This window comes from Dyella sp. 2RAB6 (assembly GCF_052115385.1).
In the GTDB taxonomy this organism is placed as follows: domain Bacteria; phylum Pseudomonadota; class Gammaproteobacteria; order Xanthomonadales; family Rhodanobacteraceae; genus Dyella_D.
On the sequence record NZ_JBFRGP010000005.1, the window covers coordinates 36,374 to 55,372 of the forward strand.

Annotated in this window: 17 protein-coding genes; 7 read left to right on the forward strand and 10 right to left on the reverse strand. The window is 66.4% G+C overall.

Annotation, left to right across the window (positions count from 1 at the left end):
* The first annotated feature begins 225 nt into the window (after positions 1-225).
* Positions 226-2,457 (forward strand): NADP-dependent isocitrate dehydrogenase, encoded by a 2,232-nt coding sequence (locus AB4083_RS10090; RefSeq protein ID WP_441607662.1) that lies wholly within the window; start codon positions 226-228, stop codon positions 2,455-2,457.
* A 164-nt stretch (positions 2,458-2,621) separates the two neighbouring features.
* Here the strand turns inward: AB4083_RS10090 and AB4083_RS10095 are convergent, their stop codons facing one another.
* Together AB4083_RS10095 and AB4083_RS10100 are read right to left on the reverse strand one after the other, a co-directional pair.
* On the reverse strand, positions 2,622-3,485 hold the full coding sequence (locus AB4083_RS10095) for a nucleotidyl transferase AbiEii/AbiGii toxin family protein (RefSeq protein WP_441607663.1): 864 nt from the start codon (positions 3,483-3,485) through the stop codon (positions 2,622-2,624).
* A complete protein-coding gene (locus AB4083_RS10100) occupies positions 3,457-4,479 on the reverse strand; it encodes a type IV toxin-antitoxin system AbiEi family antitoxin (RefSeq protein ID WP_441607664.1) in 1,023 nt (340 codons plus the stop codon). The genes AB4083_RS10095 and AB4083_RS10100 overlap by 29 nt, the downstream gene beginning before the upstream one ends.
* A gap of 214 nt (positions 4,480-4,693) precedes the next feature.
* Between AB4083_RS10100 and AB4083_RS10105 the strand changes: the two genes are divergently transcribed.
* Positions 4,694-5,395, forward strand: coding sequence for an ArsR/SmtB family transcription factor (locus AB4083_RS10105; protein WP_441607665.1), 702 nt, complete (start codon positions 4,694-4,696; stop codon positions 5,393-5,395).
* A gap of 108 nt (positions 5,396-5,503) precedes the next feature.
* On the opposite strand, the gene AB4083_RS10110 is transcribed toward AB4083_RS10105, so the two are convergent.
* Both AB4083_RS10110 and AB4083_RS10115 read right to left on the reverse strand, forming a co-directional pair.
* Positions 5,504-6,433: a DUF2167 domain-containing protein gene (locus tag AB4083_RS10110; RefSeq protein WP_441607666.1), complete on the reverse strand. Its 930-nt coding sequence runs from the start codon at positions 6,431-6,433 to the stop codon at positions 5,504-5,506.
* 135 nt (positions 6,434-6,568) lie between these two features.
* Positions 6,569-7,522, reverse strand: coding sequence for a LysR substrate-binding domain-containing protein (locus AB4083_RS10115; protein ID WP_441607667.1), 954 nt, complete (start codon positions 7,520-7,522; stop codon positions 6,569-6,571).
* Positions 7,523-7,741: 219 nt separating this feature from the next.
* Here AB4083_RS10115 and AB4083_RS10120 point away from each other — a divergent pair, with 219 nt between their 5' ends.
* From AB4083_RS10120 to AB4083_RS10130, 3 genes are read left to right on the forward strand one after another with little or no spacing between them, the layout of a single operon-like run.
* The gene (locus tag AB4083_RS10120; RefSeq protein WP_441607668.1) at positions 7,742-8,848 is read left to right on the forward strand and encodes a DmsE family decaheme c-type cytochrome; all 1,107 of its coding nucleotides are present in this window, start codon (positions 7,742-7,744) and stop codon (positions 8,846-8,848) included.
* 12 nt (positions 8,849-8,860) lie between these two features.
* On the forward strand, positions 8,861-11,473 hold the full coding sequence (locus AB4083_RS10125; protein ID WP_441607669.1) for an MtrB/PioB family outer membrane beta-barrel protein: 2,613 nt from the start codon (positions 8,861-8,863) through the stop codon (positions 11,471-11,473).
* A gap of 10 nt (positions 11,474-11,483) precedes the next feature.
* Positions 11,484-12,188 (forward strand): c-type cytochrome, encoded by a 705-nt coding sequence (locus tag AB4083_RS10130; RefSeq protein WP_441607670.1) that lies wholly within the window; start codon positions 11,484-11,486, stop codon positions 12,186-12,188.
* Here the strand turns inward: AB4083_RS10130 and AB4083_RS10135 are convergent.
* The 5 genes from AB4083_RS10135 to AB4083_RS10155 form a co-directional block, all read right to left on the reverse strand.
* Positions 12,183-13,586, reverse strand: coding sequence for a DUF2867 domain-containing protein (locus AB4083_RS10135; protein ID WP_441607671.1), 1,404 nt, complete (start codon positions 13,584-13,586; stop codon positions 12,183-12,185). The two genes, AB4083_RS10130 and AB4083_RS10135, sit on opposite strands and share 6 nt — an antisense overlap.
* A gap of 82 nt (positions 13,587-13,668) precedes the next feature.
* Positions 13,669-13,986, reverse strand: coding sequence for a metalloregulator ArsR/SmtB family transcription factor (locus AB4083_RS10140; protein WP_441607672.1), 318 nt, complete (start codon positions 13,984-13,986; stop codon positions 13,669-13,671).
* 108 nt (positions 13,987-14,094) lie between these two features.
* Positions 14,095-14,814 (reverse strand): pseudouridine synthase, encoded by a 720-nt coding sequence (locus AB4083_RS10145; protein ID WP_441607673.1) that lies wholly within the window; start codon positions 14,812-14,814, stop codon positions 14,095-14,097.
* Between the two features lie 8 nt (positions 14,815-14,822).
* Positions 14,823-15,599 carry an ABC transporter permease gene (locus AB4083_RS10150; protein WP_441607675.1) on the reverse strand — a complete coding sequence of 259 codons (777 nt, stop codon included), beginning with the start codon at positions 15,597-15,599 and terminating at the stop codon, positions 14,823-14,825.
* Positions 15,596-16,564, reverse strand: coding sequence for an ABC transporter ATP-binding protein (locus AB4083_RS10155; protein WP_441607676.1), 969 nt, complete (start codon positions 16,562-16,564; stop codon positions 15,596-15,598). The genes AB4083_RS10150 and AB4083_RS10155 overlap by 4 nt, the downstream gene beginning before the upstream one ends.
* A 90-nt stretch (positions 16,565-16,654) precedes the next feature.
* Here AB4083_RS10155 and AB4083_RS10160 point away from each other — a divergent pair, with 90 nt between their 5' ends.
* On the forward strand, positions 16,655-17,401 hold the full coding sequence (locus tag AB4083_RS10160) for an FAD-binding oxidoreductase (RefSeq protein WP_441607677.1): 747 nt from the start codon (positions 16,655-16,657) through the stop codon (positions 17,399-17,401).
* Between the two features lie 299 nt (positions 17,402-17,700).
* Positions 17,701-18,045 (forward strand): hypothetical protein, encoded by a 345-nt coding sequence (locus AB4083_RS10165; protein WP_441607678.1) that lies wholly within the window; start codon positions 17,701-17,703, stop codon positions 18,043-18,045.
* Positions 18,046-18,049: 4 nt separating this feature from the next.
* On the opposite strand, the gene AB4083_RS10170 is transcribed toward AB4083_RS10165, so the two are convergent.
* Entirely contained in the window at positions 18,050-18,985 is a 936-nt protein-coding gene (locus AB4083_RS10170) for a fimbrial protein (protein WP_441607679.1), read from the reverse strand.
* Between the last annotated feature and the right edge of the window lie 14 nt (positions 18,986-18,999).

Consider the following 18,999-nt stretch of genomic DNA (forward strand, 5'->3'; position numbering starts at 1 on the left):
CTGATGTTTTGCGTGACGTATCCATGCGCGTGTCGCGGCTTCGATCCCGTACCTGGCCGTACGTCCCCTCTCGGAGGATTGGACAAAAACGCCCCGCGCCGGTTCCGTCGTCCCGGCGAACACGCGACAATGCTTGGCTTTCGTGGATCCCGTCGCCATGTGACCGGTTCCGCCCGCCGCCCGGCGGCGCCCCCTTCCTGTCAACGTCGTTGCAAGAGGCCAGACATGTCCAACACCCCCAAGATCATCTACACCCTCACGGACGAAGCACCGTTCCTTGCAACGCAGTCGCTGCTGCCGATCGTCAAAGCCTTCGCCGGTTCCGCCGGCATCGCGGTGGAAACCCGCGACATCTCGCTGGCCGGCCGCATCCTGTCGTTGTTCCCGGACGTGCTCAAAGCCGAGCAGAAGGTTGCCGACGATCTTGCCGAGCTGGGCCAGCTGGCCACCACGCCGGACGCCAACATCATCAAGCTGCCGAACATCAGCGCCTCGGTGCCGCAGCTGAAGGCCGCGATCAAGGAACTGCAGCAGCGCGGCTACCCGCTGCCGGACTACCCGGACGAGCCGAAGAACGAGCAGGAAAAGGACGCCAAGGCGCGCTACGACCGCACCAAGGGCAGCGCGGTGAACCCGGTGCTGCGCGAAGGCAACTCCGACCGCCGCGCACCGCTCTCGGTGAAGAACTACGCGCGCAAGCATCCGCACAAGATGGGCGCGTGGAGCAAGGATTCGCAGTCCCACGTGGCGCACATGGACGGCGGCGATTTCTACGGCAGCGAGAAGTCCGCCACCGTCGCGCAGGCCACCTCGGTGAAGATCGAGTGGACCGGCAAGGACGGCAAGAGCACGGTGCTGAAGGACAAGACCGCGATCAGCGCCGGCGAGATCATCGACGCCGCCGTGATGAGCCGCAAGGCGCTGGCCGCCTTCGTCGACGCCCAGGTCGCCGCCGCCAAGCAGGAAGGCGTGCTGTTCTCGCTGCACCTGAAGGCGACCATGATGAAGGTCTCCGACCCGATCATGTTCGGCATCGTGGTCAGCGAGTTCTACAAGGACGTGCTGGCCAAGCACGCCGACACGCTCAAGCAGATCGGCTTCGATCCGAACAACGGCATCGGCGATCTCTACGCGCGGCTCAACGCGCTGCCGACCGACAAGCAGGCGGAGATCACCGCCGACATCAAGGCCGAGTACGCGCGCCGTCCGGCGCTGGCGATGGTCAATTCCGACAAGGGCATCACCAACCTGCACGTGCCCAGCGACGTGATCGTCGATGCCTCGATGCCGGCGATGATCCGCGACTCCGGCAAGATGTGGAACGCCGAAGGCAAGCTGCAGGACACCAAGGCGGTGATCCCCGACCGCAGCTACGCCGGCGTGTACCAGGTGGTGATCGAAGACTGCAAGGCGCACGGCGCCTTCGATCCGGCCAGCATGGGCAGCGTGCCGAACGTGGGCCTGATGGCGCAGGCGGCCGAGGAATACGGCTCGCACAACAAGACCTTCCAGATCGCCGCCGACGGCGTGGTGCGCGTGCTCGACGACAGCGGCAAGGTGCTGCTGGAGCACGCGGTGGAAGCCGGCGACATCTGGCGCATGTGCCAGACCAAGGACGCGCCGGTGCAGGACTGGGTCAAGCTCGCCGTCACCCGCGCGCGCCTGAGCGGCACGCCGGCGGTGTTCTGGCTGGACCCGAAGCGTGCGCACGATGCGCAGCTCATCGCCAAGGTCGAGCGTTACCTCAAGGACCACGACACCAGCGGCCTGGATATCCGCCTGCTGTCGCCGGTCGAGGCTACCCGTTTCTCGCTGGAGCGCATCCGCAAGGGCCAGGACACCATCTCGGTGACCGGCAACGTGCTGCGCGACTACCTCACCGACCTGTTCCCGATCATGGAGCTGGGCACCAGCGCCAAGATGCTGTCGATCGTACCGCTGATGGCCGGCGGCGGCCTGTTCGAGACCGGCGCCGGCGGCTCGGCGCCCAAGCACGTGCAGCAGTTCCTGGAAGAGGACTACCTGCGCTGGGATTCGCTGGGCGAATTCCTGGCCCTGGCCGCTTCGTTTGAACACCTGGGCAACCGCTACAACAATGCCAAGGCCGGCGTGCTGGCCAAGGCGCTCGACCAGGCCAACGGCAAGATCCTCGACAACAACAAGTCGCCGGCGCGCAAGGTCGGCGAACTGGACAACCGCGGCAGCCACTTCTACCTGGCGATGTACTGGGCCCAGGCCCTGGCCGAGCAGAACGAAGACGCCGAGCTGAAGGCCAAGTTCGCACCGGTGGCGAAGACGCTGACCGACAACGAGCAGAAGATCATCGGCGAGCTCAACGGCGCCCAGGGCAAGGCGGTGGATATCCACGGCTACTACCATCCGGACCTCGCCCTGCTGAGCAAGGCGATGCGCCCGAGCGCGACGTTCAATGCGGTGGTGGATGGGTTGGCGAAGTAAGCGCCAGTCGCGTGGATGAAGAAGGGCGCCTTGATGGCGCCCTTTTTTTCGGGCTGCTGTCCAGACAGTCAGGTCGATGGCCCGCGATTCGCAGACGAATCCCGTCAAAATGACGGGATACTCAGCTATCTCGTCAGTATCCCGTCATTTTGACGGGATTCGTCTCAATGGCCGGCGAAAGGCGATGCTTTGCCGGACAGGCCGGCATGGAAGGCATCGAGCAAGCGCAGCGCTCGATCGGCGTTGGTCGAGCGCGGCATGTCGGAGATCAGCCGCAGCGGACCATCGCGATCCAGCTCCGGGCGAAGGATGTCCAGCAGGCTATCCAGCGCCTGCTGATCCTGGCGCATGACTTCGTGTGCGTCGGTGCCGAGCAGCCAGGCGCCGGCGGTTTCGAAGTCATAGTCGTCGGCATCGAGCAAACGAACGTCATACATCCGCTCATGCTGGCCGGCATTCGGATACGTGATGAGCAGCAGCCAAAGATCGGCAGCGTCCTTGCCGGGTGCCGTATCGCGCCGTTCGCGCCAGGCCACCAGTTTCATCGCCGCCAGCATGGGCAGCGAGACGACATGGATGGATGCCCCGCCGGGCAGCGCGACGTCCAGCGCCGAGCGCGCCGCTTCGCGGTAACCGAGCACGGTCATGACCTGCGCGCCCTCGGGCGGCCAGGCGATGCGGCGGTCGCTTGCTTCGACGCCGCCGAAGGGAATGAGATCCACGATCAGTACGGGCCCGTAATGTAGTCGATGCAGATGGCCTTTCTCGGCGACGAAACCACCCGCTTCGATCAGGCGGCTGCGCAGCTCCTCGAACTGCTGCCAATGCTCTACGGCTATGGCGATGTCGATATCCGCCGTAGCGCGAGCCGTTTCTATGCCGTGCGCATAGAGCAACAGCAGGTCGCGCGCCATCGCTCCCACCAGCAGCAACGGGACACCATTCGCATGGAGCTGGATGGCGCGAGTCACCTCGGCCAGGAAACGCAGCCGCCCGTCCTCACTTAAATCGATCGACGATGCGCTCATGGAGCTTGTCCGCGGTTTCGATGGTGCGCGCGTCGCCGATGGCCATCAGGTCGGCGTAGACCAGCACGTCGGGCGCCAGTCCGGCCCGTTCGGTGGGGAAATCCCAGAAGCGTTCGAGCAGCTCCACATTGCCGTTGGGGTCGGGCAGCAGGCGGTGCTCGGCCAGGAAGCGTGCATCGGGTTTCCTGCCGTAGAGCGTGACGGTCTGCGGGCGCAGATAACCGGTGAGCTGTGCAGCAGCGGTTTCTCCGCCCAGCAGCAGATCGTGGGCATGCACATCCTCGGCCGTCGCCCAGGCCAGCGTTTGCGCGCGATAGCGCTGGCGCACCAGCTTCGGGCGCAGGGTGCGGATGTAGGCATCGACCCATTGCCGCAGCAAGACATCGCCATGGGTCAGGCGGCGGCGCTTGCCAAGGGTGATGGCGAAGCCGAGCGCGGGCAGTTCGGCCAGTACGCCGCCGATGGTCCCGTGCGCCACGCCGGCGCGCGCGGCCAGTTCGCGGTATGGCAGGTCGATCCAGTCGGGATGGCACAGCAGGGTGAACAACACCTGCAGGCCTGCTGTAGTGAAGGCTCGCCCGCCCGTTCTGGTGGTGTGCGCCGCCCCGGTCGGCCGCTGGCCTTTCACCCAGACCAGGAACTCCGGCGTGGGCAAATAGGCGTTGCCGGCGGTATCGATGAAGGGGACGTTCTGGCGCTGCAGTTCGTCGGCCATCGGGGGTGTGACGTAGTCGGCGACCAGCAGCCCTCGCGGGCCATACCGGCGCACCTGCCTGGCGGCCAGGGCGAGGTTGGCCGGTCGCAGGCGCGTCTTGATCTCCGCCACGTAGTCCACGGTCTTTCCGGCGTAGTGGGCTTGCAGCAGGGCATCCGGCTGGTGCGTGCCGGGGGCCGGGGTTCCCGCGGCCTGCGTCCAGGTCAGGCCCTGGGCTTGGCCGGCCTTCATCGCGGCAGCCAGGACTTCGTGTTCGTGCTGGCGGAGATCTTTGTCCATAAAGATGGATTGTCCATGCCGCATGGACGAAAGTCAATATTAGACAATTGCAAAAACAATTACTTAGACAGTTATGTCCAAATATTATCGATGTCCATGCCGCATGGACATGAGCCAATGGTGGGCAAATGGCTTCTGATACCGGCCTGTCTTCCCCCCACCCTTCGCCGCCGAACGAACCGTCCCTATCCCGCACCCGACTAGACTGCCCTGCATGACCGACGCCCCCGCCATGACCCGCTACCAGCTCGCCGAAGTCGGCGCCCTGCTGGCCGAGCCAGCGCGTGCGGCGATGCTGCTGGCCTTGTCCGACGGCACCGCGCGTCCGGCCGGCGAACTGGCGCGAGTGGCCGGTATCGGTGCGGCGACCGCGAGCGCGCATCTGAAACGCCTGCTCGACGGCGGCCTGCTCGCGTTGCACGCGCAGGGCCGGCATCGCTATTACCGGCTCGCCGACGACGAGGTCTCGGCGATGCTCGAAGCGCTGGCCATGCCGCGTACGCGTGACGCGGCGCCGAAGTCCTCCGCCGATCCGGCGGTGCGCCGCGCACGCACCTGCTACCGCCATCTCGCCGGCCAGCTCGGCGTGGCGTTGTGCGAAAGCCTGCTGGCGCGCGATTACCTGGAGGCCGCCAGCGAGGGCCTGCGCCTGCTGCCCGCCGGCGCGGAAGCGCTGACTTCCGCCGGCCTCAAAGTGCAGGCCACCGGGCAGTTGCTGCGCCTGCATGGCCGCGGCTGCCTGGACTGGACCGAGCGGCGCCTGCATGTCGGCGGCCCGCTCGGCGTGGCGCTGACCTCGGCCATGCTCGATGCGGGCTGGCTGCGCCGCGCTACGCAGGGGCGTGCGCTGGTGCCCAGCGCCGATGGCCTGCGTTGCCTGTCCTCGCTGGGCGTGAGGCTCGACACCCCGTTGTAGGTTGGGGTGAGCCGCCGGCGAACCCCAACGTTGCGCTGCGCTTGGAACTGGCGGTGTCGGGGTTCGCCTGCGGCTCACCCCAACCTGCGTAGCCGCGCGGTGCGCGGCTTACTGCGTCTTCTTGCGTCCGAACAACCGCGCGAAGAAGCCGCCGAGCGCCACGATGCCGACCATGATCACCTTCTTGAGCCCCAGCAGGATCACGCCGAGCTTGGCGAACAGGCCGGCCTTGGCGGCGATGCCGCCGGCCACCAGTGCGCCGATGCCGTAGGCGGCGAGCTTGTCGGTCTTCGAGTTGTAGTCGGCGTAGCGCTCGCCGTCGTTGAACTCGGTCATCTCCAGCACCTTGGGCATATCCGCGCGCACCTGCGCCAGCTGGTCGATCGGCGCCACCGCATTGAGCGAGAGATAGCCGCGGCGGCCGAGCACGCGGATGGCGTAGTTCAGCGAGGCGCTGTCGGAAGAACCATCGGCCTTCTTGAACTTCAGGTTGCGCGCCCAGTACAGCTTGTGCGAAGCCGCGTCGTAATGCGGCTGCTCGGCCCAGCCGACCAGCTCGATCGCCGGATAGCCCTGCTTGAGGCGCTCGGCATTCTCGTCCTTGCTGGCATCCTGCATGTCCTTGAGCATGGCGCTGTAGTCGATCTTGGCCGCGTACTCGTCGGACACGTAGCCCTCGTCGACGAAGGTCACCACCACCGCCCAGGCCTTGTCGTCGAGCAGCACCTTCATGTCTTCGCTGGGCAGGATCATGCCCAGCACGTCCTGGTCCGGCGGGTTGTTCCACAGCCGGGTCAGCACCTCCTGCGACTCCTTGGCCGACAGGAAGCTATAGCCCTTTTCCAGCTTCAGCGTGGCCTGCGCGCCGGGCACCACCACGTCGCCGGTGGCCGGATGCAGCGATTTGAGAAAGGCCTGCGCCTCGGCGGGCACGCTCTCTTCCGCGGCCGGCGTGTCGTCGGCAGGTGCGGCGAGCAGCGGCGAGGTCCAAGCGAAGGCGGCCAGCAGGCCGAGTGCCGGCAGGAGTTTGCTTTGCATGTGCGGGTCCCTGGATATCGTCCGTTGATATAAGTGCGTCCGGTGCGGGCGCGAGTCCATCGCTCCCCCTTTGGCGCGACGGTTCGTGAATTCTTGCAGGGACAGGTGGGGCTTTGCCAGCCCCGCGGCGCGGTCTCAGGCCACCGCCAGCAACGGTTTCACATCCCCGCCCGGCGCCCCCCGCTGCGCGCGCGCCAGCACATCCGGCAAATGCTCCGCGACGTAGTCGATAAAGCAACGCATCGCCGGCGTATGCCCGTGGCGGGACGGATACACCGCATGCACATTGCCCGGCGGCAGGCTCCAGGCCGGCAGCACCGGCACCAGCTGGCCGCGCGCGATCGGTTCGCGGCAGATAAAGCGCGGCAGCTGCGCGATGCCTAAGCCACCGGTCACCGCTTGATACAGCACCTGCAAGTCGTCGCTGACCAGGCTGGGATGATGTTCGACGCGCTGCGCATGGCCGGCCGCGTCGAGCAAGGTCCAGAAATGGCGGCCTTCGCAGGACAGCACGCTCACGCTGGGCAGGTGGCGCAGGTCAGCGGGCTGTTGCGGGGGCTCGGCACGCTGCAGCAGTTCCGGGCTGGCGACCAGGATCTGCGGATCCATGCCGAAACTGCGCACCACCAGGCTGGAATCCTGCACCGAGGCGCGCACGCGGAAGGCGATGTCGTAGCCGTTGGCGACCACGTCCACCTGGTGGTGGCAGATATCCAGGTCCACCTGCACGTCCGGATGCCGGCGCAGAAAACCGACCAGCACCGGTGCCAGCAGCAACTGCGCGAACATCACCGGGCAGGCCACCCGCAAGCGTCCGCGCGGGATCGCCTGGGCGTCGTCGATCACCTCCTGCGCGCGTTCGGCCGCGGCCAGCATCAGGCAGCACTGGTCGTAGTAGCGGCGGCCGATCTCGGTGACGTGCGAGCGCCGCGTGGTGCGCTGGATCAGCCGCACGCCGAGGTGTTCTTCCAGCCGCGCGATGCGGAAGCTCAGTTGCGATTTGGCCATGCCCAGCGCGCGGCTGGCGGCCGTGAAGCTGCCGTGCTCGACCACCTGCACGAAATAGAGGATGTCGTTGAGATCCTGCATGTCCCGGCTCCCGTCGCGGGATGAGCCCCCGTTTTTCAGGCTAGCGCAAGATCTGGCGTTGCCATGCTGCGTCGCCACAACTCGCGATTGTTCTCGTGCCTTGGACAATCATTTTCGGCACGAGGGCTTATTCCCGTTTCGGCGAGGGTGAATACTCCTGGCGGCACCGGCCTTGGGGGCGAGCCGCCGGTGCTTCACGCTAGCCAATGGGGTTCCGCCATGCGTGTGTTCCCGTTTTCGCCAGGGATGTTGCTTTGCGCGGCCATCGGACTGCTGGGCGCGCTGCTGGCACCGGGGGCGCTGGCGCAGCAGGCGGCTCCAGCCGGCTCGTCCGGCCTGAGCCAGAGCGATATCGCGCGGATGCTGCCGGCCACCGACATGGGCGCCAACGACGCGCGCAACCGCGACCCGCATCTGCGCCCCGTCAGCGCTTCGCCGGCCACCCCGTTCGATGCGGCCCCGATCCCGAAGAACCCGCTGGCGCCGGATGCCGACGCCGTCGGCGCCAAGACCTGCATCGCCTGCCACGCGCTGGAAAACGTACAGGCCTCGCATTCGCTGCACGTGGCTTCGTTCCGCGTCGGCGCGGCCAACAGCGGGCCGCAGGCGGCTTGCGAGACCTGCCATGGGCCGGGCTCGCTGCATGCGAAGAACCCCGCCGCGAAGGGCTCGATCATCGCCTTCACTCACGACGGCGGCACGCCGGTGCAGGCGCAGACCCAGGTCTGTCTCGGCTGCCATGCCGGTGGCGCGCGGCAGCACTGGCTGGGGTCGGTGCATGAGAACCGCGGCCTGTCCTGCAGCGATTGCCACAATCCGATGGCGCGGCTGTCGCCGGAAGGCGTGCTGGCCAAGCCATCGATCAACGAGGTGTGCAGCACCTGCCATCAGGACATCCGCGCCAAGTTCAACCGGCGCTCGCATATGCCGCTGCCGGAAGGGCAGATCGCCTGCACCGATTGCCATAACCCGCACGGCACCATCACCAAGCCGCTGCTGAAGACCGACACGGTCAACGAGACCTGCTACGGCTGCCACGCCGAAAAACGCGGCCCCTTCCTGTTCGAGCACGCGCCGGTGCGGCAGAACTGCCTCAACTGCCACGACGTCCACGGCTCCAACCAGCAGACCTTGCTGGTGGCGCCGATCCCGATGCTGTGCCAGCAGTGCCACACCATGACGCAACACCCGAACGATCTGCAGAGCGCCGCGGGCCTGGGCAACGGTGTGTCGCCGGACGAACGGATCATGGGCCGCGGCTGCCTGACCTGCCACACCAATATCCACGGGTCCAACAACCCGTCCGGACCGAAGTTCCACAAGTGAGGGAGGCGGACGATGCGCAAGCTCCAGCTCCTTCTCCTCGCGCTGCCGGGCTTGGCGGCGGGAACCGCCGTGGCGCAGGTGGCGGACGGCAGCGACACCATGCGCGTGGGCGACATGCAGTACGGCAATGCGCTCGATCCGCGTGGGTGGACGCCGATGATGGCGGGGATCCAGGATGGCCCGCTCTCAAACGGCATGTCCTGGCTGCATGCAGGTATGAAGCGCACGCCGACCGGCGTGCCCTATCCGTATCCGCCGCAGACCGATGACGGCACGCCCATCGCGGCAGGCAGCGACTGGACTTATCGCGGCCTGCTGCAACTTGGCTATATCCATCTCAACGGCGACCGCAATGCGGAGTTCTTCCGCCAGTACAGCGACTGGAAGAACGGTTTCGCGCTGGGCTATCTCGGCCTGATGTTCGACAACCGGCGTACCGGCGAATACGTGGAATTCCGCGCCAGCCGACTCAGCGCGGACGACCAGTACTACCGCCTGCGCGCCGGCAAGTACGGCAGCTACCGGCTGGAAGCGTTCTATCGCGATATGCCGCATACGGTGTCGACCAACGCGTTCCCGATCTGGAACGGCATCGGCAGCAGCAACCTCACCTTGCCTGCCTCGCTCACGCCGGGCGGCAGCACGCCCGCGCAGATCGCGGCGGCTTCGGCGGCGGCGCCGCGCCGGACCATCGGCCTTACGCGCACGCGCAGCGGATTGTCGCTGGAAGGCGAGTTGTATCGCGGCTGGATCGGCACGGCAGCGATCAGCAACGAGGAGCGCAAAGGCACGCGCCTGTGGGGCGGGCCGATGTTCTTCGCCTTCAACGGTCTGCAGGGTGGCGTCAACGAGACGGTGCGGCCGATCGATTTCTCCACCACCGACGTCAACCTGTCGCTGCGCAAGGTGGGCAAGGTGTGGCACTTCGTCGGCACCTATACCGGCTCGTTCTTCCGCAACCACAAGGACTACCTGAACTACCAGAGCCCGTTCCAGTTGCAGAACGTGGTGGGCGTGCCGCAGGTGGCGAACATCTACCAGGGCGAGTTCTCGCTGGAGCCGGACAACGACTACCACAACCTGCGCCTGGACCTGTCGCGCGAGCTGAAGGGCAATGGCCAGTTCAGCGTCGCCGCCGCGTGGGGCACCATGCGCCAGAACGCCGCATTGCGGCCGCCGGTGACGTGCACCGGTGTGCTGGGCGTCAACATGGCGCCGGTCGGCGGCCCCAACTACACCTTGCCCTGCGCCGACTGGAATACGCCGGCGGCGCTGTCGCAGCGCAATGCCAATGCGCGCATCGATACCGGCCTGTTCGATGCGCGGGTGAACTTCCATCCGTCATCCAGCTTCGGTTGGCATGCCGGTTTGCGCTGGTACCGCGAGGACAACAAGACGCGCTACCTGGCCTACAACCCGCAGACCGGACAATACGGCTATATCTCCGAGAACGGCTCGCAGGGCAGCATCGTGCCGGGCGAGGTAGGCATTTTCGATCCGCGCAATTCCTTGTACCGGTCGTCCAATGTCACCGTGCGCAACGTGCCGTACGGCTATGACGACACGCTGTTCGAGCTGGGCGGCGATTGGCAGCTCGGGCGGCATGACAGCCTGGGCGTGGTCTATACCTTCGATTACAACGAGCCGAAATATCGCGAACGCAAGCGGGTGGACGAACACCGCGTCAAGATTTCATGGATGTCGCGCTCGTTCGGCGAAGCGACGGTGCGCGCGAGTTATGAATATGCGCGGCGTCGCGGCGGGCCCTATAACTACGACCCTTACGCGCAGTTTTTTTCCGAATCGCTGCCGGGCTTCGTCGATCCGGCTAATGGCTTGCCGGCGCATACCGTCGCCGACATGCGCAAGTACGACCTGTCCGACCGCGACGAAAGCAAGGCGCGGCTGATCCTGATCTATCCGTTCGGCGACGCCTCCACGGTGTCGGCCACCTTCTATGGCAACCGCGACCAGTACGCCACGCCGATCGGCCGCCAGGACACGCGCAGCACCGGCGCCACCTTGCAATGGGATTGGCAGCCCAGCGCGCGCACCACCGCCAGCGCGTATCTGGGGATCGAAACGTCGCACATGGGGATTTCCAACGTGGGCGACTCCGACGGCGGCGCGGCCGGCGCGGCGCTGGGCACGCCGGGGCAGACCAACCCGAATCTCGGCGGACCGCTGTATCCGTACGGCAACCAGTGGTGGGAATTCGACCGCGAGCGCAACAGCAATGCCGGCTTTACTCTCACTCATGACTTTGGCCGCGTGCGCGCGGACCTCAGCTACAGCTACAGCGGCTCGTTCGGCCATGTCGGCTACAACTACGCCACCATCGGCGCGCTCGCCTATCGCGGGCCGGATGCTGCAGCGGCGGCGGGTAATGCTTTTCCGGACAACAAGTACCGCAGCAATACGCTGGACCTGGGCTTCAACTTCGACTTCACCCGCCGCTTCGGCGTGCGCCTGTTCGGCCGCCGCGAAACCGGCAGTTTCACCGACTGGCATTACCTGGGTTTCGACCAGACGCTCAGCTACGGCCAGCGCATCTATACCGACAAGGGGCCGCAGCACCACTACGGCGTGACCATGCTCGGCGCGCTGTTCAACGTGAAGCTGTGAGGAGGCCGCGATGATCCGTCAGCTTTCAGTCGCGGTCTTTACGCTGATGCTGCCGTGCGCCTTCGCGCAGGATGCGCCGGCGCCCGCGGCGAGTGCCGCGGCGAAACCGGTGGCGATGCTCGACGTGCGGGCGCAAGCGCCCATCCATGGCGATGCGAATGCCGGCGCGGGCAAGGCCGCGGTATGCGGTGCCTGCCATGGCCCGCAGGGTGTGGCGATTGCACCGAACTTCCCCAATCTGGCGGGCCAGTCGGCGACCTATATCTACCTGCAGTTGAAGGCGTTCAAAGGCGGCCAGCGCAACGATCCGATCATGACCGGCCAGGCCGCGACGCTCAGCGACCAGGACATGCGCAACCTCGCCGCGCACTACGCCGCGCTGCCGGCCAAGCCGGCGGGCAAACCCGATGCGGCCTCGCGTGGCGCGCAGCTGTTCCTTGCCGGCGATCCGGCCAAGGGCGTGCCGCCATGCCAGGGTTGTCATGGTGCGGCAGGACAGGGCCCGACAGGCGGCTGGCTGGGCGCGCCTCATACCGCGTGGCAAACGTTCCCGCGGCTGGCGGGGCAATCGGCGTTCTACATCGGCCAGCAGCTGGGCGATTACCACCACGGCAAGCGTGTCGGCATCAGCAACGGCAAGCTGATGGAAGGCGTGGCGCAGAATCTGGACGAGGCGGATATCCAGGCGCTCGGCGCCTACATCCAGTCGCTATAGCGGCAGCACGCGCAGCGGCGAGCTGCGCTCGGCCTTGCGCACGAAGGCATGCTCGGCGGCAAGGCGCAGCATGGCCGGGCTGACGTGGTGGCGGTGCACGCGTTCGATCAGCGCGATGTAGATATCGCCGAAGCGGTTCTTGCAGTGCACCCGCGTGCCCAGGCTCAGTTCGATATGGGTATCGTCCACGATGCGCACGGCGACGCAGGAGCGAAAGCGCAGGTGCTTGTCGTCGGCGCCGAGGATGACCTGCGCATGCCGCGCATCCGCGGCTTGCGCGAACACCGGGAAGCGGCCGTTGAAGGTCTCTCCTGCGTGGCGCGAGAGCAGCGAGGACACCGGGCAACCCAGCGACGAGGTGCGCAGACCCAGCGGCCGCACCAGCGTGTTGCGCACCGCCATCATGCGCGACACGCTCGACGGCGGATTGCGCAGGAAGCCGTCCAGCAGATCGGCCAGCAGGCGCGGTGCACCGGCCCTGGCCAGCGCCGGATCGTGCAGGCGGATGCGCACCATGTCTTCATGCTGATGGCTGTGTTCGAGCTGCCCGCGCAGCAGCGAATCTGCCGGCGTGTCGATCGCCTGCACCGGCAGGCGCCCCTGCGATTCCCACAGGAAGCCACCTGCCTTGCGACAGGTGGCGCACAGCCCGCGCAGGCGGCCGAGCATGCCGCGGGCGTAGCGGCATAGCCGGCTCTGCAGCGAACCCGGTGCGGCCTCCAGCGCGAGCGCGATGGTCGGCACGTCTTCCGCCGACGGTGGATTCGCGGCGAGCCACTGGGCCACGTTGTCGGGCAGCGTTTCGGTGAGCGAGGGAATCGAGGCGTGGCCCGCCAGCACTTGTCGACGCAAGTCTTCGCTCAGCTCGCCACCGAGTTCATTGGTGTGGCAGGAGATGGCGAACAGCGACGGATGCGCAGCGTCCAGCGGTGCGAACTGGTGCCAGGTCGCACCGTCGAAGCGCACGGTGAACAGGCAGTCCGGCGGAAGGTTGATGTGATGCAGCTCGCGCGCGAAATGCGCGGGGTCCGCAGCCAGCTCCGCGGTGGTGGCGGTGGAAAAGCGCAACTGCGCGCCGCCGCTGCCGGAGATGGCGGTGAACACCCGATGCCCGGCATGGCGGTGGAACGGATGTCCTTTCGTGCCCACCGCAAAGGTATACAGCGCGGTGGCGTCGCCCTTGGCGAAATCGGTGCCGCCCAGCTTGGTGGAAGGCTCATCCAGCTCATCGACAAAGGCAGGATGCGCCCGCTGCAGTGCCGATGCGCCGGCATGCATCTGATCGCCGACGCCGTGCCCGAGCTGTGCGATCAGGGTGACTTCCACCGGCAGGTCGCCGTGCGGCGACGCGATCGTCGCTGCAGGAAAACTGCCGGTACTGCGTGCCTGTATCGCCATGACGCACTCCTCCGTGGCGGTGCCCCTGGCACCACCGGTACGAACTACCCGATTGAATTCCCCCTGCCGCCGTTTCGCCGCGTCAGCTTTCTTTGCGCGTGGCGAGACGGCGGGACTCGCGCTTGAGCGGCCCGGCCTTGGGACAGATCTCGAAGGCGAACCCGGTAAGCGTGTTCACCAGGTTGTCCTTGTTGAGCCGATACACCACGTACTGGCCGCGCCGCTCGCTGGTCACCAGGCCGGCGCCTTCCAGCAACGACAGGTGGCGCGAAATGGCCGGCGCGCTCATCGCGAAGCGGCTGGCGATCTCGCCCGCGCTCAGCTCCTGGGCCGACAGATAGGCCAGGATTTCGCGGCGGGGGCGGGAGGCGAGCGCTTCGAAGATCAGATCGGCGGCCATCAGCTTTTAAGCAATTAACGAAGTTGCTAAATATATAGCCGCGGAAGCCGTCCGCGTCAAGCGGCCGGTCGCACTTCGTTCAAGCGTGCTTCGCTCAAGCGCGGGGTGTCACCACTGCGTGCGGTTGGGCAGCAGGCCCTTCAATTCCGCTTCGGTGAGGTTGCGCCATTGGCCCGGCTTCAGGTGCCCGAGCTTCACGTTGATGATGCGCACGCGGCGCAGCTGGGTGACGCGGTAGCCGAACTCGGCGGCCATCAGGCGGATCTGCCGGTTCAGGCCCTGGGTCAGCACGATGCCGAAACCGAAGCGAGCGATCTTGCGCGTGCGGCATGGCTTGGTCAGCTGGCCATGGATGCGCACGCCGCGCGCCATGCCGGCGAGGAATTCCTCGGTGACGGGTTTGTTCACCCCCACCAGGTATTCCTTCTCGTGATCGTTTTCCGCACGCAGGATTTCGTTGACGATATCGCCGTTGCTGGTGAGCAGGATCAGGCCTTCCGAATCCTTGTCCAGGCGGCCGATCGGAAACACCCGCTGCGCATGGTCGACGAAGTCGACGATATTGCCGGAGACGCTGTGATCGGTGGTGCAGGTAATGCCCACCGGCTTGTTCAGCGCGATATAGACCGCGCGCTTCGCCGCCGGCGTCGCCGCCAGGATGCGCGCCTTGACGACTTCGCCGTCCACGCGCACCTCGTCGCCTTCCAGCGCCTTGGCGCCGGTGCTGACGACTTCGCCATTGATGCTGACGCGCCCGGCCAGCAGCAGCTCGTCCGCCTCGCGGCGGGAGCAGATGCCGGCCTCGCTGATGTATTTGTTGACGCGCATGGACGGCCTCAGGAACGCAGGCCGACGCCGCGCTTGAGCAGGAACAGCGCCAGCGTCGACAAGCCGGCCACGAACAGCAGCATCACCCCGAAGGCCACGCCGATATTCACGTCGCTCACGCCCAGCACGCCGAAGCGGAACGCGTTGACCATGTACAGGATCGGGTTGACGCGCGAGATGCTCTGCCACGGCTCGGCCAGCATGTTCACCGAATAGAACACGCCGCCCAGATAGGTGAGCGGGGTGAGCACGAAGGTCGGCACCAGCGCGATATCGTCGAACTTCTTCGCGTACACCGCGTTGACGAAGCCGGCCAGCGAGAAGATCGTGGCGCCCAGCAGCACCGAGGCGAAGGTGACCAGCGGATGCACCACCTGCAGGTGGGTGAAGAGCAGCGCGATCAGCAGCACCACCGCGCCGACGATCATGCCGCGGGTCACCGCGCCGGTGACATAGCCCAGCAGGATCACCCAGTTCGGCATCGGCGATACCAGCATTTCCTCCACCGCGCGGCTGAACTTGGCGCCGAAGAACGAGCTGGAGATGTTGCCGTAGCTGTTGGTGATGATGCTCATCATCACCAGGCCCGGCACGATGTACTGCATGTAGCTGAAGCCGCCTTCGATGGTGCCGATGCGGCTGCCGATCAGCTTGCCGAAGATCACGAAGTACAGCGTCATCGTGATCGCCGGGGGGATCAGCGTCTGGGTCCAGATGCGCAGGATGCGCACGATTTCGCGGCGGACGATGGTGCCCAGCGCGACGAGGTTGCCGGAGGCATTCATGCGGCCTGCTCCTGCGCGGACTTGCCGTTGCGGCCCTGTTCCACCAGGCGCACGAAGAGCTCTTCCAGGCGGTTGGTCTTGTTGCGCATCGAGGTGACGGTGACGCCGTGCGAGGACAGCGCGGTGAACATGGAGTTGAGATCGTGTGCGCGCGACATTTCCGCTTCCAGCGTGTGCTCGTCCAGGCGGCGCAGGGTCACGCCGGGCAGGGCGGGCAGCTCGCCGGGCACGCCGCTGACGTCGAGCACGAAGGTTTCCGAATCCAGCGTCGACAGCAGGCCCTTCATGGTGGTGTTCTCCACGATGGTGCCGCGGTCGATGATGGCGATGTTGCGGCACAGCTGCTCGGCTTCCTCCAGGTAATGCGTGGTGAGGATCACCGTGGTGCCGGCCGCGTTGATGCCGCTGATGAACTGCCACATGGAGCGGCGGATCTCGATGTCCACGCCGGCGGTGGGCTCGTCGAGGATCAGCAACCTGGGCTCGTTCATCATGGCGCGGGCGATCATCAGGCGGCGCTTCATGCCGCCGGACAGGGTGCGCGCCGTCTCCTGGTTCTTGTCCCACAGGCGCAGCTCGCGCAGGTACTTCTCCGCGCGCTCCATGGCGATGCGCCGCGGGATGCCGTAGAAGCCGGCCTCGTTGACGCAGATGTCGAACGGCTTCTCGAAGACGTTGAAGTTGATTTCCTGCGGCACCAGGCCGATCAGCTGCATGGCCTTGCCGCGCTGCTGGTTGACCGAGACGCCGAAGATGCGCGCGTCGCCGCCGCTGGCGTTGACCAGGGAGGACAGGATGCCGATCAGGGTCGACTTGCCGGCGCCGTTGGGGCCTAGCAGGGCAAAGAAGTCGCCGGGCTCGACGGTCAGACTGATGCCCTTGAGGGCTTCCACCCCGTTGGCGTAGGTCTTGCGCAGGTTGTCGACGACGAGGGCGGGGGCGGATGAGGACGGCTGGGTGGGCATGGGCTGCGCCGAAGGGGCCAGCCTCCTATTATAGCGGGCTGGTTCCCGCCGGCCGGTTCCGCGGGGCGCACTCACTGTTTCCGGATTCCCATGGCCGATCATTTCACCCTCCGCCTCGTCGACAGCTACATGCTTGCTCCCACCGTGCGCCACCTGGTGTTCGAGCGGGCCGACGGGCAGGTGCTCGCGTTTGTGCCCGGGCAGTTCCTGCAGGTGCATTTCCACTACGACGACGGCACGCCGACCAAGCGCAGCTATTCCGTGGCCACCGTCGGCGACGGCCGCTCGCCCGCCCAGCGCATCGAGATCGCGGTGAGCTACGTGGACGGCGGCGCGGCCACCAAGCTGCTGGGCAGCCTGGAAGCGGGCCAGACCATCGAGGCCAGCGGCCCCTACGGCCGCTTCTGCCTGCAGCCGGGCGACGCGCATCCGCGCTATCTGCTGCTGGCCACCGGCACCGGCGTCACGCCGTACCGCGCCATGCTGCCGCTGCTGCGCGAGCTGCTGGCCCAGGGCGGGCGCCAAGTGGCGCTGCTGTACGGCGCGCGCAACGAGACCGAGCTGCTGTACGGCGCGGAATTCGAAGCCTTCGAAGCCGAAAACCCGGGCTTTTCCTTCCACGCCTGCCTCAGCCGCCAGGCCCGTGCGCAGCCGCGCGCGAACGACCGCAGCGGCCACGTGCAGGGCGTGCTGGCGGAGCTGTCGCCCAGCGCCGACCGCGACATCGCCTACCTGTGCGGCAATCCGAACATGGTCGACGGCGCCTTCAACGCGTTGAAGGAATACGGCCTGCCGGTGCCGCAGATCCGCCGCGAGAAGTACATCTCCTCGCGCTGAAGTTTCCGGCCGGCGGGCCGACACCCTCTGCAAGCCAGCATGAGCGGGCCGGTGCCCGCTCAGAAAATCTCCTGCGCCCGCCGCAGGCTAGCGGTTATTTCGCACTCAGGCCGAACAAATAAATCACAAATCTTTGATTTACATCGAGCTTCTGGCCATAGGCCTTACGACATACGCTCCCGCATTGTGATGCACATCACAAATCCCAACGCCCATCAGATTTCGGATTAAAGCCCGGTCGCCGGCAGCCGACAGACCGGAAAAGCGCTCATCCGATTGAGGGGGCGCGGGAGGTCGGGATGCGGATCTGGATACGCAAGACGCTGGTGGCTGGCCTGGTCGCGATGAGCCTCGCGCCGGCCGTGGCGATGGCCGATGGCGGGACGATCGTCTTCTCCGGAAGAATCGTCGAACCGACCTGTTCGGCGAGTGCCCAACGCATCGGCGATGCGCAAGGCGCGCAGGCGCCGCATCGCTATCGCTGTTCGGAAGGGGCCAGCCCCACGCCCGGCCAGCTCGCGCAGTCCTACGCGCTGTCGGTGAGCGACACCATCGGCACGCCGCTCGCCTCAGATCCCTTAATCGTCTATTTCGGCCAATACTTGAGCGCGCAGCCGAAACTGGTCACGCAGACCTACGACTGAAGCGTCACTGGTACGACAGGGTGAAGGTCGCCGTCGCGCTCACCGAGCCGGCCGCGACCGGCGTGGCGGTCTGGTAGTAGCGGGCGTAGTAGGTGAGGGTCAGCGGTCCGTTCGGGGTGGCGCCGGCCAGCGCCGGTGTGCCGAACGTGATCGGCACGAAGGTCTTGTCGATCAATTGCACGCCGACGTTCTTGGCCCGCCCGGTGCCGGTCGCCGGCGCGATCACGCCGGTGGTGCCGCTGGCCGCGGTGGCCGTGTCGAACTGGATATACAGCTGGCTGCCCGCCGCGCACTGCAGCGCGATCGGCACCACCGTCGCGCCCGCCACGGTGCCCACGCCATTGAACGCGGTGCTCGACACCGCGGGCAGCACGATATTGATCGTGCTGGTGTTCACCGAGCACGAGGGATACACGAAGGTCAGCGCGGTGCTGAGGTTGAAGTTCTCGACGCGGCGGTTGTTGTCGTAGCGCCAGTAGCCCAGCGTGCCGCCGCCCACCGTGGCGCCATTGGCAATCGTGCCGGTCTTGACGAACTCCAGGCCGGAGGTCACCGACATCTGGTAGCTGCCGCTGCCGATCGAATCGCCGGGATAGGCGCGCAGGTAGCTGGACGCATCCGGATGCGTCACGCGGTAGCCGATGCCGGCGACGCCGGTGGCAAAGATGGTGGCGCCCGACGCGGGCTGGCTGCCGGCGACGTTGACCACGCCGATGGTGGTGGTGCTGTTGCACGAGATCTGCGAGATCGGCGTGGGCGAGAACTGGCTGGAGCTGGCCAGCGTCGCGCCCACCGGCAGGTTCGGATCGATGGTGATGGTGGTGCTGCCGAACGAGATGTTGACGTTGGCGGTATTGCCGCTGCTGAAACTGCAGCTGGCCTGCGCGCCCAGCGGCAGCCAAAGCATGGTTGCCGCTAACAGCAGCAGAATCCGACGCATCACGTTGTTCCCCC

Coding starts and splice junctions, on each gene's coding strand:
- AB4083_RS10140 (WP_441607672.1), bottom strand. CDS start 13,986: ATGGCCGCCGATCTGATCTTCGAAGCGCTCGCCTCCCGCCCCCGCCGC.
- AB4083_RS10120 (WP_441607668.1), top strand. CDS start 7,742: ATGCGTGTGTTCCCGTTTTCGCCAGGGATGTTGCTTTGCGCGGCCATC.
- AB4083_RS10125 (WP_441607669.1), top strand. CDS start 8,861: ATGCGCAAGCTCCAGCTCCTTCTCCTCGCGCTGCCGGGCTTGGCGGCG.
- AB4083_RS10100 (WP_441607664.1), bottom strand. CDS start 4,479: ATGGACAAAGATCTCCGCCAGCACGAACACGAAGTCCTGGCTGCCGCG.
- AB4083_RS10160 (WP_441607677.1), top strand. CDS start 16,655: ATGGCCGATCATTTCACCCTCCGCCTCGTCGACAGCTACATGCTTGCT.
- AB4083_RS10090 (WP_441607662.1), top strand. CDS start 226: ATGTCCAACACCCCCAAGATCATCTACACCCTCACGGACGAAGCACCG.
- AB4083_RS10110 (WP_441607666.1), bottom strand. CDS start 6,433: ATGCAAAGCAAACTCCTGCCGGCACTCGGCCTGCTGGCCGCCTTCGCT.
- AB4083_RS10150 (WP_441607675.1), bottom strand. CDS start 15,599: ATGAATGCCTCCGGCAACCTCGTCGCGCTGGGCACCATCGTCCGCCGC.
- AB4083_RS10170 (WP_441607679.1), bottom strand. CDS start 18,985: ATGCGTCGGATTCTGCTGCTGTTAGCGGCAACCATGCTTTGGCTGCCG.
- AB4083_RS10095 (WP_441607663.1), bottom strand. CDS start 3,485: ATGAGCGCATCGTCGATCGATTTAAGTGAGGACGGGCGGCTGCGTTTC.
- AB4083_RS10105 (WP_441607665.1), top strand. CDS start 4,694: ATGACCGACGCCCCCGCCATGACCCGCTACCAGCTCGCCGAAGTCGGC.
- AB4083_RS10145 (WP_441607673.1), bottom strand. CDS start 14,814: ATGCGCGTCAACAAATACATCAGCGAGGCCGGCATCTGCTCCCGCCGC.
- AB4083_RS10130 (WP_441607670.1), top strand. CDS start 11,484: ATGATCCGTCAGCTTTCAGTCGCGGTCTTTACGCTGATGCTGCCGTGC.
- AB4083_RS10165 (WP_441607678.1), top strand. CDS start 17,701: ATGCGGATCTGGATACGCAAGACGCTGGTGGCTGGCCTGGTCGCGATG.
- AB4083_RS10115 (WP_441607667.1), bottom strand. CDS start 7,522: ATGCAGGATCTCAACGACATCCTCTATTTCGTGCAGGTGGTCGAGCAC.
- AB4083_RS10155 (WP_441607676.1), bottom strand. CDS start 16,564: ATGCCCACCCAGCCGTCCTCATCCGCCCCCGCCCTCGTCGTCGACAAC.
- AB4083_RS10135 (WP_441607671.1), bottom strand. CDS start 13,586: ATGGCGATACAGGCACGCAGTACCGGCAGTTTTCCTGCAGCGACGATC.